The following is a 14,235-nucleotide window of genomic DNA, read 5'->3' as shown; positions in this document are numbered from 1 at the left end:
GTTTTCTTTTCAGGCAAATGGGGTCAACGTGGCACAGGCGGAAGTATTAAATCAGGAATCGCTGGCTAAGCAGGTTTTACAAGAGACCTTCGGCTACCAGCAGTTCCGTCCTGGCCAGGAAACGATTATCGAGACGGTCCTTGAGGGCCGTGACTGCCTGGTGGTCATGCCGACCGGCGGCGGTAAGTCTCTGTGCTATCAGGTGCCGGCGCTGGTGATGGGCGGCCTGACGGTGGTGGTCTCACCGCTGATCTCGCTGATGAAGGACCAGGTCGATCAACTGCTGGCCAACGGCGTGGCGGCGGCTTGTCTGAACTCGACCCAGAGCCGCGAGCAGCAGCAGGAGGTGATGGCCGGCTGCCGCAGCAGGCAGGTTCGTTTGCTGTATATCGCGCCGGAACGGCTAATGCTCGACAACTTCCTTGAGCATCTGGCGAACTGGAACCTGGCGATGCTGGCGGTAGACGAAGCGCACTGTATCTCCCAGTGGGGCCATGACTTCCGCCCGGAATATGCCGCGCTGGGCCAGCTGCGCCAGCGGATGCCGCAGATCCCGTTTATGGCGTTGACCGCCACCGCCGATGACACCACCCGCCGCGATATCGTCCGCCTGCTGGGGTTGAACGATCCGCTGATTCAGGTCAGCAGCTTCGACCGGCCGAACATCCGCTATATGCTGATGGAGAAATTCAAACCGCTCGACCAGTTGATGCGCTACGTTCAGGATCAGCGCGGCAAATCGGGCATAATCTACTGCAACAGCCGTTCGAAAGTGGAAGATACCGCCGCCAGGCTGCAAAGCCGCGGCATCAGCGCGGCGGCCTACCATGCCGGTCTGGAAAACGATGTGCGCGCCGACGTGCAGGAGAAATTCCAGCGCGACGACCTGCAGATCGTGGTGGCGACGGTGGCCTTCGGTATGGGCATTAACAAGCCGAACGTCCGCTTTGTCGTGCATTTTGATATTCCACGTAATATTGAATCTTACTATCAGGAAACCGGCCGCGCCGGACGCGATGGTCTGCCGGCAGAAGCGATGCTGTTTTACGATCCGGCGGATATGGCGTGGCTGCGCCGCTGTCTGGAAGAAAAGCCCGCCGGACCGCTACAGGATATCGAACGGCATAAGCTGAATGCGATGGGGGCGTTTGCCGAAGCGCAAACCTGTCGTCGTCTGGTGCTGCTGAACTACTTTGGCGAAGGGCGCCAGGAGCCGTGCGGCAACTGTGATATCTGTCTTGACCCGCCAAAGCAGTACGATGGTTTAATGGACGCCCGCAAGGCGCTTTCAACGATTTACCGGGTGAATCAACGCTTCGGGATGGGTTACGTGGTGGAGGTTCTGCGCGGCGCCAACAATCAGCGTATCCGTGAGATGGGCCACGATAAGCTGCCGGTTTACGGTATCGGCCGGGAGCAAAGTCACGAGCACTGGGTGAGCGTGATCCGCCAACTGATCCACCTCGGGCTGGTGACGCAGAATATCGCCCAGCACTCCGCGCTGCAGCTGACCGAAGCCGCGCGACCGGTGCTGCGCGGCGAGGTGCCGCTGCAGCTCGCTGTGCCGCGTATCGTGGCGCTGAAGCCGAAGGCGATGCAGAAATCTTTCGGCGGTAATTACGACCGTAAACTGTTTGCCAAGCTGCGCAAATTGCGCAAAGCGATCGCCGACGAAGAGAATATCCCGCCATACGTGGTCTTCAACGACGCGACGCTTATCGAGATGGCGGAACAGTCGCCACTCACCGCCGGTGAAATGCTCAGCGTCAACGGCGTGGGGACGCGCAAGCTCGAGCGTTTCGGGAAGCCGTTTATGGCGCTGATCCGGGCGCATGTTGATGGCGACGATGAGTAGTCAGCTGGCTGAAAAAGTGCCAGAATAGTTACCCTCTTCATTATTTTCCTGCGAGTTAACTATGCTGATGCTTTTCCTCACCGTGGCGCTGGTGCATATCATTGCGCTGATGAGCCCGGGGCCGGACTTTTTCTTTGTCTCACAAACGGCCATCAGCCGCTCGCGCAGAGAGGCGATGATGGGTGTGCTGGGGATCACCTGCGGCGTAATGATCTGGGCGGGGGTTGCCCTGCTCGGCCTGAACCTGATCCTTGCGCAGATGGCGTGGCTGCATAACATCATTATGGTCGGTGGGGGCCTGTATCTGTGCTGGATGGGCTACCAGATGCTGCGCGGCGCGCTGAAAAAAGAGGCGGTGGCCGCGGCGGAGCCGCAGGTGGAGCTGGCCCGCAGTGGACGCAGCTTCGTGAAGGGACTGCTGACCAATCTGGCGAATCCGAAAGCAATCATCTACTTCGGCTCGGTGTTCTCGTTGTTCGTCGGTGATAGCGTCGGCGCCGGCGCGCGCTGGGGTATTTTCCTGCTAATTATCGTCGAGACGCTGGCCTGGTTTATGGTGGTTGCCAGCCTGTTCGCCCTGCCGGGGATGCGCCGCGGCTATCAGCGGATGGCGAAGTGGATCGATGGTATCGCCGGTACGCTGTTTGCGGGCTTTGGCATCCACCTGATTATCTCGCGTTAACCGGCATGCTGTGTCCCCACCCGGTTGTTTCCGGGTGGGGTTGATATTAGTGACGAAGACGCTGTAGCTCATCGCTGGTCAAACCGGTCATTTCCAGGATCGCATCGTCATCAATGCCGCGATTGAGCATCGCTGCGGCGACCTGTAAAAGGGCCTGTAGTTTTCCTTCTTTGATGCCTTCTTTGATGCCTTTCTCTCTGCCTTCTGCGAGCCACGTTTCTGCCAGAGTCATTAGCATTCCTCCATGCTGCGGCACACGCTGTGCCAGCCCATAAAATAGCGCCCGAATATCCTGTGCTTCTCCCGCCTGAGCCATATATTTTATCAGCACGGCGATTTGTTGTCCGCTCATCTGCTCCAACATTAAGAGGTGGGTCAACTTGTCCAGTAGTTGTGCCATATCGCGTTGGCGAATATGTTTTTGCACCAGCGTCAGGGCCGCCATGCTGCGGTGCTGCATGATGTCGTCGTCGGGGATCACCGTGATATCGACCAGCGGAAACGCCCCGCTATAGAGCTGGCGGGCGGTCTCAGGATCGGCAAAATTATCCAGCCAGCGCATCGACCAGGGATAGGGGCTGCGTCGTCCCTGATAAAAGAGAATAGGGATAACCAGAGGCAGCGTTTTATGGCCGCTCTCCAGGTGCCGTTGCATGGTGGCGACAGCATAGCGCATTAAGCGAAAGGCCATCAGCTTATCAGGTGCGCTCTGGTGCTCGATCAGAACATGGACATAGCCCGCACCGCGGGTGGTTTCCAGCGAATAAAGGATATCGCTGTAGTAAGGCCTGAGATCGTCTTCGAGAAAGCTGCCGGATTCCAGACGCAGGGTATCCAGTTTGCAGATCTGTATTAACGACGAAGGCAGGTGGAGCTCGATAAAATCGCGCGCCGTCTCTACTCGCGAGAGAAAACTTTTAAATACCGCATCATGAGGAGTCGCCGTTTCCGCCATTGCCGTTCATCCATGAATCACGTATCTGGCGGCATCCTGACACGGTGGGTTCAACGCCGATAGCGGGCAAAAAAATTAATTACCCGCTTTGCGTGCCGGCTCGTGCAGAGAGTGCGCGTTTTTTGCCCGGCAAACCTCTCTTTGCGAGCGAGATTCCATGATTCAGGCGTGACGGGCGGAGGCGAGCAGCGCCCCGACCAGCATAAACAGCGAACCAAACACTTTGTTCAACGCCTTCATCTGCTTTGGCCCTTTGATCCAGGCTGAAATGCGCTGCGCCAGGGTCGCATAGCCAATCATCACAATGATATCGACGACGATGGTGGTGACGCCCAGAATGAGATACTGCATCACCTGCGGCTGGTGGGGCAGAATAAACTGTGGAAACAGGGCGGCCAGAAAAACGATGCTTTTAGGATTGGTGAGGTTCACGAACACCGCGCGCTGGAAAAGTTTGCCGCGCGTCTGCGCTTTTGCCAGCGTATTCAGATCGATGGCTCCTGCCGCTCGCCACTGCTGGATCCCGAGCCAGATAAGATAGGCGGCGCCGGCCCATTTCAGCACCTCAAAGGCCAGTACCGAGCGGGAGAAGAGAGTGCCGAGACCAACGCCAACCAGCACGATATGAATGGCCAGCCCAGTCTGCAAACCGGCAATCGACGCCGCCGCGCCGCGATAACCGTGGTTAATGGAGGTGGTCATGGTATTAATCGCTCCGGAACCCGGCGACAGGCTGAGAATAATGGATGTCAGCAGGTAGGCGAACCACCACTCAATGGTCATGAGAAACTCCCTGATTGTCTGTTTTTATGCCACAATACGCTATTGTGTCAGCATTGTGTGATACACGGTAAAAAAACGATTTTCAGCGGTTAACAGGGGTGTAAACCCGATGTTTGGGCAGAAAAAGGACTGGGAAACACGAGAAAACGCGTTTGCGGCCTTTAGTATGGGGCCGCTGACGGATTTCTGGCGACAGCGCGAAGAAGCTGAATTTAAAGGCGTCGACGATGTACCGGTACGCTTTGTCCGCTTTTGCGCGCAACATAACGATCGTTTGGTGCTGATTTGCCCCGGGCGCATTGAAAGCTACGTGAAGTATGCTGAAGTGGCCTACGATCTCTTTCACAGCGGCTTTGACGTGATGATCATTGACCATCGCGGGCAGGGACGCTCGGGCCGCCTGCTCTCAGATACCCACCGCGGACACGTCGTTAACTTCAGCGACTATGTTGATGACCTGGCGGCGCTCTGGCAGCAGCAGGTGGTTCCCGGACACTGGCGAAAACGGTTTATCCTCGCTCACTCTATGGGCGGAGCGATTGCCACGCTTTTTCTGCAACGTTACCAGGCGCATTGCGATGCGATTGCGCTCTGCGCGCCGATGTTCGGAATTATTATTCGGCTGCCGGACTGGATGGTGCGCCATATTCTCGACTGGGCTGAGGGCCATCAGCGCATTCGCGAAGAGTATGCCATCGGCACCGGGCGCTGGCGGGCGCTGCCTTTTGCCGTTAACGTGCTGACACACAGTCGACAACGCTATCGTCGCAACCTGCGCTTCTATGCCGATGAGCCGCGGCTGCAGGTCGGCGGCCCGACCTGGCACTGGGTGCGTGAGGGCATGCTGGCTGGCGACGAAGTGCTGGCGAATGTGGAAAAAGATACCGCCCCGACGCTGCTTTTACAGGCGGAAGAGGAGCGGGTGGTCGATAATCTGATGCACGACCGCTATTGTGAATTACGGGCCGCTGCCGGCCATCCCTGCGAGGGCGGTAAACCGCTCGTCATTGAAGGGGCATATCATGAGATCCTTTTTGAAAAGGACGCTATGCGCTCAGTCGCGCTCAATGCCATCGTCGATTTTTTCAATCGACATACTTAATCCGACGATAACGCTCGTCGCCCTGCTTAGAGGTTAACTTTTTTATGTACCAGGTTGTTGCGTCTGATTTAGACGGCACGCTGCTTTCCCCCGATCATTTCCTGACCCCGTATGCCAAAGAGACGCTGAAGCTGCTCACCGCCCGTGGGATCAATTTCGTTTTCGCCACCGGCCGTCACTACATCGACGTCGGCCAGATCCGCGATAATCTCGGCATCCGGTCGTACATGATCACCTCTAACGGCGCCCGCGTTCACGATAGCGATGGCCAGCAAATCTTCGCCCATAACCTCGATCGCGATATTGCTGCCGACCTGTTTGAGATGGTGCGTAACGATCCGAAAATCGTCACTAACGTCTATCGGGAAGACGAATGGTACATGAATCGTCATCGTCCGGAAGAGATGCGTTTCTTCAAAGAGGCGGTGTTTAACTACAAGCTGTATGAGCCGGGCGAACTGGATCCGCAGGGGATCAGCAAGGTGTTCTTTACCTGCGAGGATCACGAGCACCTGCTGCCGCTGGAGCAGGCGATGAACGCCCGCTGGGGCGATCGGGTAAACGTCAGCTTCTCCACCTTAACCTGTCTTGAGGTCATGGCGGGTGGGGTATCGAAGGGGCATGCGCTGGAGGCGGTGGCGAAAATGCTTGGCTACCGTCTTTCCGATTGCATCGCCTTCGGCGACGGCATGAACGACGCCGAGATGCTGTCGATGGCCGGCAAAGGCTGCATTATGGCCAACGCCCATCAGCGGCTGAAGGATCTGCATCCGGAGCTGGAAGTGATCGGCAGCAACGCCGACGATGCCGTCCCGCACTACCTGCGTAAGCTATACCTCGATTAAAAAAGATTGACGACTGGCTAATAACTGTCCAGTCGTCAACCTGACTCTTCGCTACAATGCCTGTTCTTTACCCAACGAGACGACCATTGTGGCGCTGTTAATTATCACCACTATCCTGTGGGCCTTTTCTTTTAGCCTGATTGGCGAATACCTGGCCGGTAGCGTCGACAGCTATTTTTCGGTGCTGATGCGCGTGGGCCTGGCGGCGCTGGTGTTCCTGCCTTTCCTGCGCACGCGCGGCCAGTCTCCACGCACGATCGTGCTTTATATGCTGGTGGGCGCGATGCAGCTTGGCATTATGTATCTGCTGGCTTTCCGCGCCTATCTCTATCTGACGGTTTCGGAATTTCTGCTGTTTACCGTATTTACCCCGCTGTATATCACGCTGATCTATGACCTGCTCAGCGGACGTAAGCTGCGCTGGGGCTATCTGCTGAGTGCCGCGCTGGCAGTGCTGGGGGCGGCGATTATCCGTTATGACAAGGTCAGCGATCACTTCTGGACCGGGCTGTTACTGGTCCAACTCTCAAACCTCTGCTTCGCTATCGGTATGGTGGGGTATAAGCGCCTGATGGAGGTGCGTCCGATGCCGCAGCACAATGCCTTTGCCTGGTTCTATGTCGGGGCCTTTATCGTGGCGGTGGCAGCGTGGTTTATGCTGGGCAACCCCCAGAAGCTGCCGACCACCACGCTGCAGTGGAGCGTGCTGGTGTGGCTCGGCGTGGTGGCTTCCGGGCTGGGTTACTTTATGTGGAACTATGGCGCCACCCAGGTGGATGCCGGCACGCTGGGGATCATGAACAATGTCCATGTCCCCGCTGGTCTACTGGTTAACCTTGCCATCTGGCAGGAGCAGCCGCACTGGCCGAGCTTTATTAGCGGAGCGTTGGTGATCCTGGCCTCGCTGTGGGTCCATCGCCGCTGGGTCGCTCCGCACTCCGGACAAACGGCAGGTGATCGCAGGCGTGGTTCCGCGCAGAGCGAATAAACGCTTCGGTGACCGGTTGACGCTGTTCGCCATCGCGGACGGCCGCGTACAACCGGCTCCATAATCCCTCACCCAGGGTTTTGGTGACCACCAGGCCCTGGCGTTCAAAGCTTTCCACCACCCAGTGCGGCAGCGCGGCGATGCCCATCCGGGCAGCCACCATCTGGATCAGCAACAGCGTGTTATCGACGCTTTTCAGCTGCGGGCTGATGCCGGCCGGCTGCAGGAAGTGACGCCAGATATCGAGGCGCCCGCGCTGCACGGGATAAATCAACAGCGTTTCCGCGGCCAGATCCTCCGGGGTAACCAGCGTCTTCATAGCTAACGGATGCTCGGGCGCCAGCACCAGACGCACCTCAAAATCAAACATCGGCGAGTAGTGCAGGCCGCTGCGCGGCAGGATATCGGAGGTCATCACCAGATCCAGTTCGCCCTGCTGCAGCGCAGGCTGCGGGTCGAAGGTGACGCCGGAATGGAAGTCGACCTCCACATGTGGCCAGCGGGCGCGGAAATTCTCCAGCGCCGGCGTCAGCCACTGAATACAGCTGTGACATTCGATAGCCAGGCGCAGTTTGGTCTGCTGCGGTTCGTTACAGTCCTGCAGGGCGCGAGCGATCTGCGGCAGCACTTGGTTGGCCAGCTGTAAGAGGATCTCCCCCTGAGGGGTAAAACGCAGCGGTTGGCTCTTACGCACAAAGAGACGAAAGCCAAGGCGCTGTTCCAGATCGCTGAACTGGTGAGACAAAGCGGACTGGGTCTGGTGCAGGGCCGCTGCCGCACCCGCCAGTGAACCGCTGTTCCGCAACGCTTGCAGCGTTTTCAGATGTTTAATTTCGATCATGAAAGTCCTTCACTTCGCCATGAGCAATTTGCGCTTGAGGAATATACAGTAACTGTCAATTATGGATGTGTAAACATCTGGACGGCTAAATCCTTTATCTTTCGAATTTATGGTGCGTTGGCAGCACTTCCTCACCCCAGTCACTTACTTCAGTAAGCTCCTGGGGATGAGCAAGTTTGCCGCCTTCCCTAAATCCGAAATCTTTCGGATTGCAATTATGAGGCTCAAAAAATGACAATTATTAACCACACCCTTGGTTTTCCTCGCGTTGGCCTGCGCCGCGAGCTGAAAAAAGCGCAAGAGAGCTACTGGGCGGGCAACGCCACTCGCGAGGAACTGCTGGCGGTAGGCCGTGAGCTGCGCGCCCGTCACTGGGAGCAGCAGAAACAGGCGGGCGTTGATCTGCTGCCGGTGGGGGATTTCGCCTGGTACGACCATGTTCTGACTACCAGCCTGCTGCTTGGCAACGTGCCGGCTCGTCATCAGAACAAAGACGGATCCATCGACATCGATACCCTGTTCCGCATTGGCCGCGGCCGCGCGCCGACTGGCGAACCGGCCGCCGCTGCGGAAATGACCAAATGGTTCAACACCAACTATCACTATATGGTGCCGGAGTTCGTGAAGGGCCAGCGGTTCGCACTGACCTGGACCCAGCTGCTGGATGAAGTAGACGAAGCGCTGGCGCTGGGCCACAACGTGAAACCGGTGCTGCTGGGGCCGGTAACGTACCTGTGGCTGGGTAAAGTGAAAGGCGAACCGTTTGATCGTTTGAGCCTGCTGAATGCCATCCTGCCGGTTTACCAGCAGGTGTTGGCCGAACTGGCGAAGCGCGGCATCGAGTGGGTACAGATTGATGAACCGGCGCTGGTGCTGGAGCTGCCGCCTGCGTGGCGGGAGGCCTTTAAACCGGCTTATGACGCCCTGCAGGGCCAGGTGAAGCTGCTGCTGACCACCTATTTTGAAGGAATTAGCGACAATCTCGCGACCATTGCTGCGCTGCCGGTTCAGGGGCTGCATGTTGACCTGGTGCACGGCAAAGATGATGTTGCCGAACTGCACAACCGCCTGCCGGCCGACTGGCTGTTGTCCGCGGGCCTGATCAATGGGCGTAACGTCTGGCGCGCCGATCTCACTGAAAAGTATGCGCTAATTAAAGACCTCGTCGGTAAACGCGACCTCTGGGTCGCGTCATCCTGCTCTCTGCTGCATAGCCCGATCGATCTGAGCGTAGAGACGCGCCTTGATGCGGAAGTGAAGAGCTGGTTTGCCTTCGCTTTGCAGAAGTGTGGTGAGCTGGCGCTGCTGCGCGATGCGCTGAACAGCGGCGATACGGCGGCGATTACCGAGTGGAGCGCGCCAATCCAGGCCCGTCGCCATTCGACCCGCGTGCACAACGCGGAAGTGGAAAAACGGCTGGCGGCGATCACCGCTCAGGACAGCCAGCGTGCCAGCCCCTACGAGGTTCGCGCGCAGGCACAGCGCCAACGCTTTAAGCTGCCGGCGTGGCCGACCACCACCATCGGGTCATTCCCGCAGACGACCGAGATCCGCAGCCTGCGCCTGGACTTCAAAAAGGGCAACCTTGACGCCAGTCATTATCGGAAGGGGATTGCGGAACATATTAAGCAGGCGATCGTCGAACAGGAGCGGTTGGGTTTAGACGTACTGGTGCACGGGGAAGCCGAGCGCAATGATATGGTGGAATACTTCGGTGAACATCTGGACGGTTTTATCTTCACGCAAAACGGCTGGGTGCAGAGCTATGGTTCCCGCTGCGTGAAGCCGCCAGTAGTAATCGGCGACATCAGCCGTCCGCAGGCGATCACTGTCGAATGGGCGAAGTACGCACAGTCGCTGACCGACAAGCCGGTGAAAGGCATGCTGACCGGTCCGGTGACGATTCTGTGCTGGTCCTTCCCGCGGGAAGACGTCAGCCGTGAAACCATCGCGAAACAGATTGCGCTGGCGCTGCGTGATGAAGTGGCGGATCTGGAGGCGGCGGGGATCGGCATCATCCAGATTGATGAGCCGGCGCTGCGCGAAGGGTTACCGCTGAAGCGCAGTGACTGGGATGCTTATCTCCAGTGGGGAGTGGAAGCTTTCCGCATCAACGCCGCGGTTGCCAAAGACGACACGCAGATCCACACCCACATGTGCTACTGCGAGTTCAACGACATCATGGACTCCATTGCCGCGCTGGATGCCGACGTGATCACTATTGAAACCTCGCGGTCCGATATGGAGCTGCTGGAGTCGTTCGAAGCGTTCGAGTATCCCAATGAGATCGGGCCGGGAGTATATGATATTCACTCGCCGAACGTGCCGAGCGTGGAGTGGATCGAAGCGCTGCTGAAGAAAGCCGCGCAGCGTATTCCGGCGGAGCGGCTGTGGGTTAACCCGGACTGCGGCCTGAAAACTCGCGGCTGGCCGGAAACCCGCGCCGCGCTGGCGAATATGGTGCAAGCGGCGCACAACCTGCGCCAGGCATAAGCTAATAAAAACGCCAGCAGTGTCGCTGGCGTTTATTCGATTATTCCACAGAGTGCGGCATGTAGCAGGATCGGAAGACATGACGGCCCGCCAGGGAGTCAGTGGTGCGCAATGCCGCAATTTTGCCGGAAATTATAAAATATTGTTCACGCTTTTTATGATTAGCGCATTTTCATTTAAATTTGAAGAAATTACACAGATACTACTTATTTTTCAGCTAGTTGATATCTTTTCTCGCCGTGTGAAAGTTATTTTCTTATTCCCGCCTCGTTTTTCTCACTCTCAATAATATTTCCCCCTGATTAAAGACAGACATTAACGGTACCACCCGCACGTCTGGTGGGCAGGAGGCGACGGCTCTTGCTCAAATATTCATGGGGCACCTTTTTTCCAAAATCCAATACGCCTTCGCTATGTTTTTATTTTTGAGGTTACTCACAAAAAGTATAATATTATATTGTTATAACAAATGGAGATAACAAAGAAAAGGAACCTCTGTATGAACTACAACATGGTGGGGGACGCCATCGTTAAGCACTGTGGCGGGCTCGCTAATTTTATTCATGTCACCAACTGTATGACCCGGGTAAGAATGACCATCGCCGATACATCCCTGGTGGATATGACTGCCTTGAAAGCGATCGAGGGGGTATTAGGCGTTGTCGAAGACGATACCCTGCAGGTGATCGTTGGTCCGGGGAAATCGACAAAAGTGGCTGGGGTTATTAATGCTCGTTTAAAGGGTCAGCCAGACAGTGGAGAGGCATTAAGCGCCGTTGAGCAAAAAGCGAAAACAGCACGTGAAAAAGCCAAAAAACAGACCCGGACTAAAGTCATACTCAAACATATCGCCAATATTTTTGTTCCCATTCTGCCCGCGCTGATTGCAGCCGGGATTTTAATGGGACTGAACAATGTGATATTCAACTCGGCAGCGTCCTGGGCGTTAACCCATCATGTTGCTTCAGTGGGCGATCTTTCCCCGACTCAGGTGGTACTCGATCAGCGCCATCTTTTGGGTCTAAGCCAGTTTCTTGATGTGGTCTCGAAAGCGCTATTTGGCTTTTTAGCCATCTATGCGGGAGTAACGTCGGCACGAGAGTTTGAAGGTAACCTGATTCTGGGTGGCCTGCTGGGCGCCATTACCATCATGCCGCAGGTGACGACCCTCGGACTGATCCCCGGGCAGGGTGGCCTTATCGGCGTGATCTTTGCCGTCTGGCTTATGTGCCTGCTGGAGAAACAAGTACGTCGATTTGTTCCTGATATTGTCGATGTTGTCGTCACGCCAACGCTGGTGCTGTTGGTCATGGCGGCAGCGCTCCTTTTCATCATCATGCCCGCGGCCGGAATTGTGTCTAACGGGATACTCAGCGGTCTGAACGGCCTACTGGAGCATGGCGGTATTGTCGCTGGCTTTGTGCTTTCGGCGCTGTTCCCCTTCCTGATATCGCTAGGTTTGCATCATGGTCTGTTCCCGATCCACCTCGAGATGATTAACGCCACTGGCCATGCCCCCCTGTTTGCTATTCAAATCATGTCTAATGCTGGGATGGTCGGTGCGGCGACAGCGGTTCTCTTGCTGACGCGCGATCCGGTGATGAAGAAAATTGCCAGGGGGGCGATCCCAACCTCCATTCTGGCGGTGGGTGAACCGACAATATTTGGCGTCAATATCCCCGCAGGATTTGCGTTTATTACCGGCTCTATTGGCGCTGGTTTCGGTGGGGTCATGGTGGTACTGCTTGGCGTATCCACAAATGGGGTCGGCGCGGCGGGGCTGTCAGCACTCCCGCTGATTGCTGATGGGAAATATCTTCAGTACATCCTGGCATGGCTGGTTGGCTGTGCAGCGGCTTTTGCTTTGACTTACATCGTCGGCAAAGTTCGCGGTTACGATAAAGAAACGGTGTGAAAAAAGGACTCATGCATGAAAGCAATTATGTTGATGTTTGATTCGCTTAACAAACGTCTGTTGTCAGCTTATGGAAGCGATCGCGCTATCACGCCGAATTTCCAGCGCTTAAAAGAACGTACGGTACGCTTTGATAATTTTTATGTTGGCAGCATGCCCTGTATGCCTGCCCGCAGAGAGTTACATACCGGGCGCTACAACTTTCTCCATCGGGGCTGGTCGCCGCTGGAACCGTTTGATGATTCCGTGCCGGAAATACTGAAAAAAAACGGGATTCATACCCACCTGGTGACCGATCACAAGCACTACTGGCGGGATGGCGGGGCAACCTACCACTCTCGCTACAGCACCTATGAGTTTATTCGCGGGCAGGAAGGGGATGCCTGGAAAGGTGTCGTTGATAAACCTGAATATCGCTACGAGTCAGGGGAACCGGAGGAGATCAAGCAGCGCCGTATCACCAGCCGGGTCCAGCATCAGATAAACGTACAGTTTATGCAGAATGAGGAGGATCACCATCTGGCGCGGACAATCAATAAAGGTCTGGAGTTTATTGATACCAACCATGCCAGCGATAACTGGTTCCTGCAGGTAGAGTGTTTTGATCCGCACGAGCCCTTCTTCGTACCGGAAAAATATCTGCGGATGTACGGGATTGAGGATCCCTCGCAGTTCGATGGGTGGCCACCTTACTATTTCGTAACGGAAAGCCCGGAGCGGAAAAGCGTCATCCAGAAATATTATATGGCCCTGCTGACGATGGTGGACGTCTACGTGGGTAAAGTGCTGGACTATATGGATCGTTACGATCTGTGGCAGGACACGATGCTTATCGTCAATACGGATCATGGGTTCCTGCTTGGCGAGCATGAATGGTGGGGGAAAAACATCATGCCGCTGTATAACGAAGTGGCCAATATACCCTGCTTTATCTGGCATCCACAGTATGGCTGCGCGGGAGAGTCACGGCAGGCGCTGGCGCAGACGATTGATATTCCGGCGACGCTGCTTGATAGCTTTGGGCTGCCCAAACCAAAAGATATGCAAGGCGTGTCTTTACTACCGGTACTGCGTGATGACACACCGGTCCGAAATTACGCGCTGTTTGGCTATCATGGCTGCCACATCAATATTACCGATGGCCGCTACGTCTATATGCGCGCGCCAGTCACTCAAGGTGTGAGCGGTTTGTACGAATATACCTTGATGCCTACCCGTATTAATCGACGCTTTACGCCGAGCGAACTTCAGGGCATGACGCTGCATCCCCCATTCGGTTTTACCAAGGGATGCCAGGTACTGAAGATCCCTGCGGAGTCTGTAATGACGCGCGGGGCAGATCGATTTGGCCATCGTCTGTACGACTTGCACGACGATCCGCTGCAGAAAACGCAAAGCCGTGATACTGCCGCAGCAGAACGTCTCTGCACCAGCATGAAAGCGATGATGGCGCAGAGCGACGCGCCATCGGAGCTGTACCCACGCTATGACCTGGAGGATGCTGGAGGGCCATTGTTAGGGTTGGATCCGCATCTGTTGCCTGAACTGGCCGCCTTTGCGCCAGTTGTCCGTTACGGTCTCTTTGCGCTGTTGCAACATCTGGAGGGCAGTGGTCAGAACGAGCTGATGACGCGACTGCAGTCAATCAGTCAGCCTGGCTGGACGACAGAAAATTTGTGGGCCTTCGTCCAGAACGAGGTTCCGCAGGAGCAGCATCAAAGCGTGTACTATAAAATGGCGTTAGAAATGAGGCTTGATTAAGCAGGATCCCCGGCT

12 protein-coding genes are annotated in these 14,235 nt (G+C 56.1%); 9 read left to right on the top strand and 3 right to left on the bottom strand.

Going from position 1 to position 14,235, the window contains the following annotated elements; genetic code table 11:
* Positions 1 to 28: 28 nt before the first annotated feature.
* Together recQ and rhtC are read left to right on the top strand one after the other, a co-directional pair.
* Positions 29 to 1,855: an ATP-dependent DNA helicase RecQ gene (recQ, locus tag B8P98_RS26715; protein WP_095033583.1), complete on the top strand. Its 1,827-nt coding sequence runs from the start codon at positions 29 to 31 to the stop codon at positions 1,853 to 1,855.
* Between the two features lie 61 nt (positions 1,856 to 1,916).
* A complete protein-coding gene (gene rhtC / locus B8P98_RS26710) occupies positions 1,917 to 2,537 on the top strand; it encodes a threonine export protein RhtC (protein WP_025711214.1) in 621 nt (206 codons plus the stop codon).
* A 46-nt stretch (positions 2,538 to 2,583) separates the two neighbouring features.
* On the opposite strand, the gene B8P98_RS26705 is transcribed toward rhtC, so the two are convergent.
* Positions 2,584 to 3,492: an Rpn family recombination-promoting nuclease/putative transposase gene (locus B8P98_RS26705; RefSeq protein ID WP_087805328.1), complete on the bottom strand. Its 909-nt coding sequence runs from the start codon at positions 3,490 to 3,492 to the stop codon at positions 2,584 to 2,586.
* A 162-nt stretch (positions 3,493 to 3,654) separates the two neighbouring features.
* The gene (gene rhtB / locus B8P98_RS26700; RefSeq protein WP_025711212.1) at positions 3,655 to 4,275 is read right to left on the bottom strand and encodes a homoserine/homoserine lactone efflux protein; all 621 of its coding nucleotides are present in this window, start codon (positions 4,273 to 4,275) and stop codon (positions 3,655 to 3,657) included.
* A 109-nt stretch (positions 4,276 to 4,384) separates the two neighbouring features.
* On the opposite strand from rhtB, the gene pldB reads away from it, so the two are divergent.
* From pldB to B8P98_RS26685, 3 genes are all read left to right on the top strand, one after another.
* Positions 4,385 to 5,377, top strand: coding sequence for a lysophospholipase L2 (pldB, locus tag B8P98_RS26695; protein WP_080897903.1), 993 nt, complete (start codon positions 4,385 to 4,387; stop codon positions 5,375 to 5,377).
* A gap of 44 nt (positions 5,378 to 5,421) precedes the next feature.
* Positions 5,422 to 6,222 carry a sugar/pyridoxal phosphate phosphatase YigL gene (yigL, locus tag B8P98_RS26690; RefSeq protein WP_080897902.1) on the top strand — a complete coding sequence of 267 codons (801 nt, stop codon included), beginning with the start codon at positions 5,422 to 5,424 and terminating at the stop codon, positions 6,220 to 6,222.
* Positions 6,223 to 6,310: 88 nt separating this feature from the next.
* Complete coding sequence (locus tag B8P98_RS26685) at positions 6,311 to 7,210, top strand: carboxylate/amino acid/amine transporter (RefSeq protein ID WP_008807940.1); 900 nt, start codon at positions 6,311 to 6,313, stop codon at positions 7,208 to 7,210.
* Here the strand turns inward: B8P98_RS26685 and metR are convergent.
* Entirely contained in the window at positions 7,098 to 8,051 is a 954-nt protein-coding gene (metR, locus tag B8P98_RS26680; RefSeq protein WP_087805330.1) for an HTH-type transcriptional regulator MetR, read from the bottom strand. The two genes, B8P98_RS26685 and metR, sit on opposite strands and share 113 nt — an antisense overlap.
* Before the next feature lie 231 nt (positions 8,052 to 8,282).
* Here metR and metE point away from each other — a divergent pair, with 231 nt between their 5' ends.
* The 4 genes from metE to B8P98_RS26660 all read left to right on the top strand — a co-directional run bounded on the left by metE (position 8,283) and on the right by B8P98_RS26660 (position 14,220).
* Complete coding sequence (metE, locus tag B8P98_RS26675) at positions 8,283 to 10,544, top strand: 5-methyltetrahydropteroyltriglutamate--homocysteine S-methyltransferase (RefSeq protein WP_095033582.1); 2,262 nt, start codon at positions 8,283 to 8,285, stop codon at positions 10,542 to 10,544.
* A 79-nt stretch (positions 10,545 to 10,623) separates the two neighbouring features.
* Positions 10,624 to 10,833, top strand: coding sequence for a hypothetical protein (locus B8P98_RS26670; protein ID WP_095033581.1), 210 nt, complete (start codon positions 10,624 to 10,626; stop codon positions 10,831 to 10,833).
* 210 nt (positions 10,834 to 11,043) lie between these two features.
* The gene (locus tag B8P98_RS26665) at positions 11,044 to 12,459 is read left to right on the top strand and encodes a PTS transporter subunit EIIC (RefSeq protein ID WP_095033580.1); all 1,416 of its coding nucleotides are present in this window, start codon (positions 11,044 to 11,046) and stop codon (positions 12,457 to 12,459) included.
* A 15-nt stretch (positions 12,460 to 12,474) separates the two neighbouring features.
* The gene (locus B8P98_RS26660; RefSeq protein WP_095033579.1) at positions 12,475 to 14,220 is read left to right on the top strand and encodes a sulfatase; all 1,746 of its coding nucleotides are present in this window, start codon (positions 12,475 to 12,477) and stop codon (positions 14,218 to 14,220) included.
* Positions 14,221 to 14,235 lie beyond the last annotated feature (15 nt).

This window comes from Klebsiella quasivariicola (assembly GCF_002269255.1).
Classification (GTDB): Bacteria; Pseudomonadota; Gammaproteobacteria; order Enterobacterales; family Enterobacteriaceae; genus Klebsiella; species Klebsiella quasivariicola.
The sequence above is the reverse complement of the archived record's forward strand: the minus strand, read 5'-3'. Positions and strand labels throughout refer to the sequence as shown.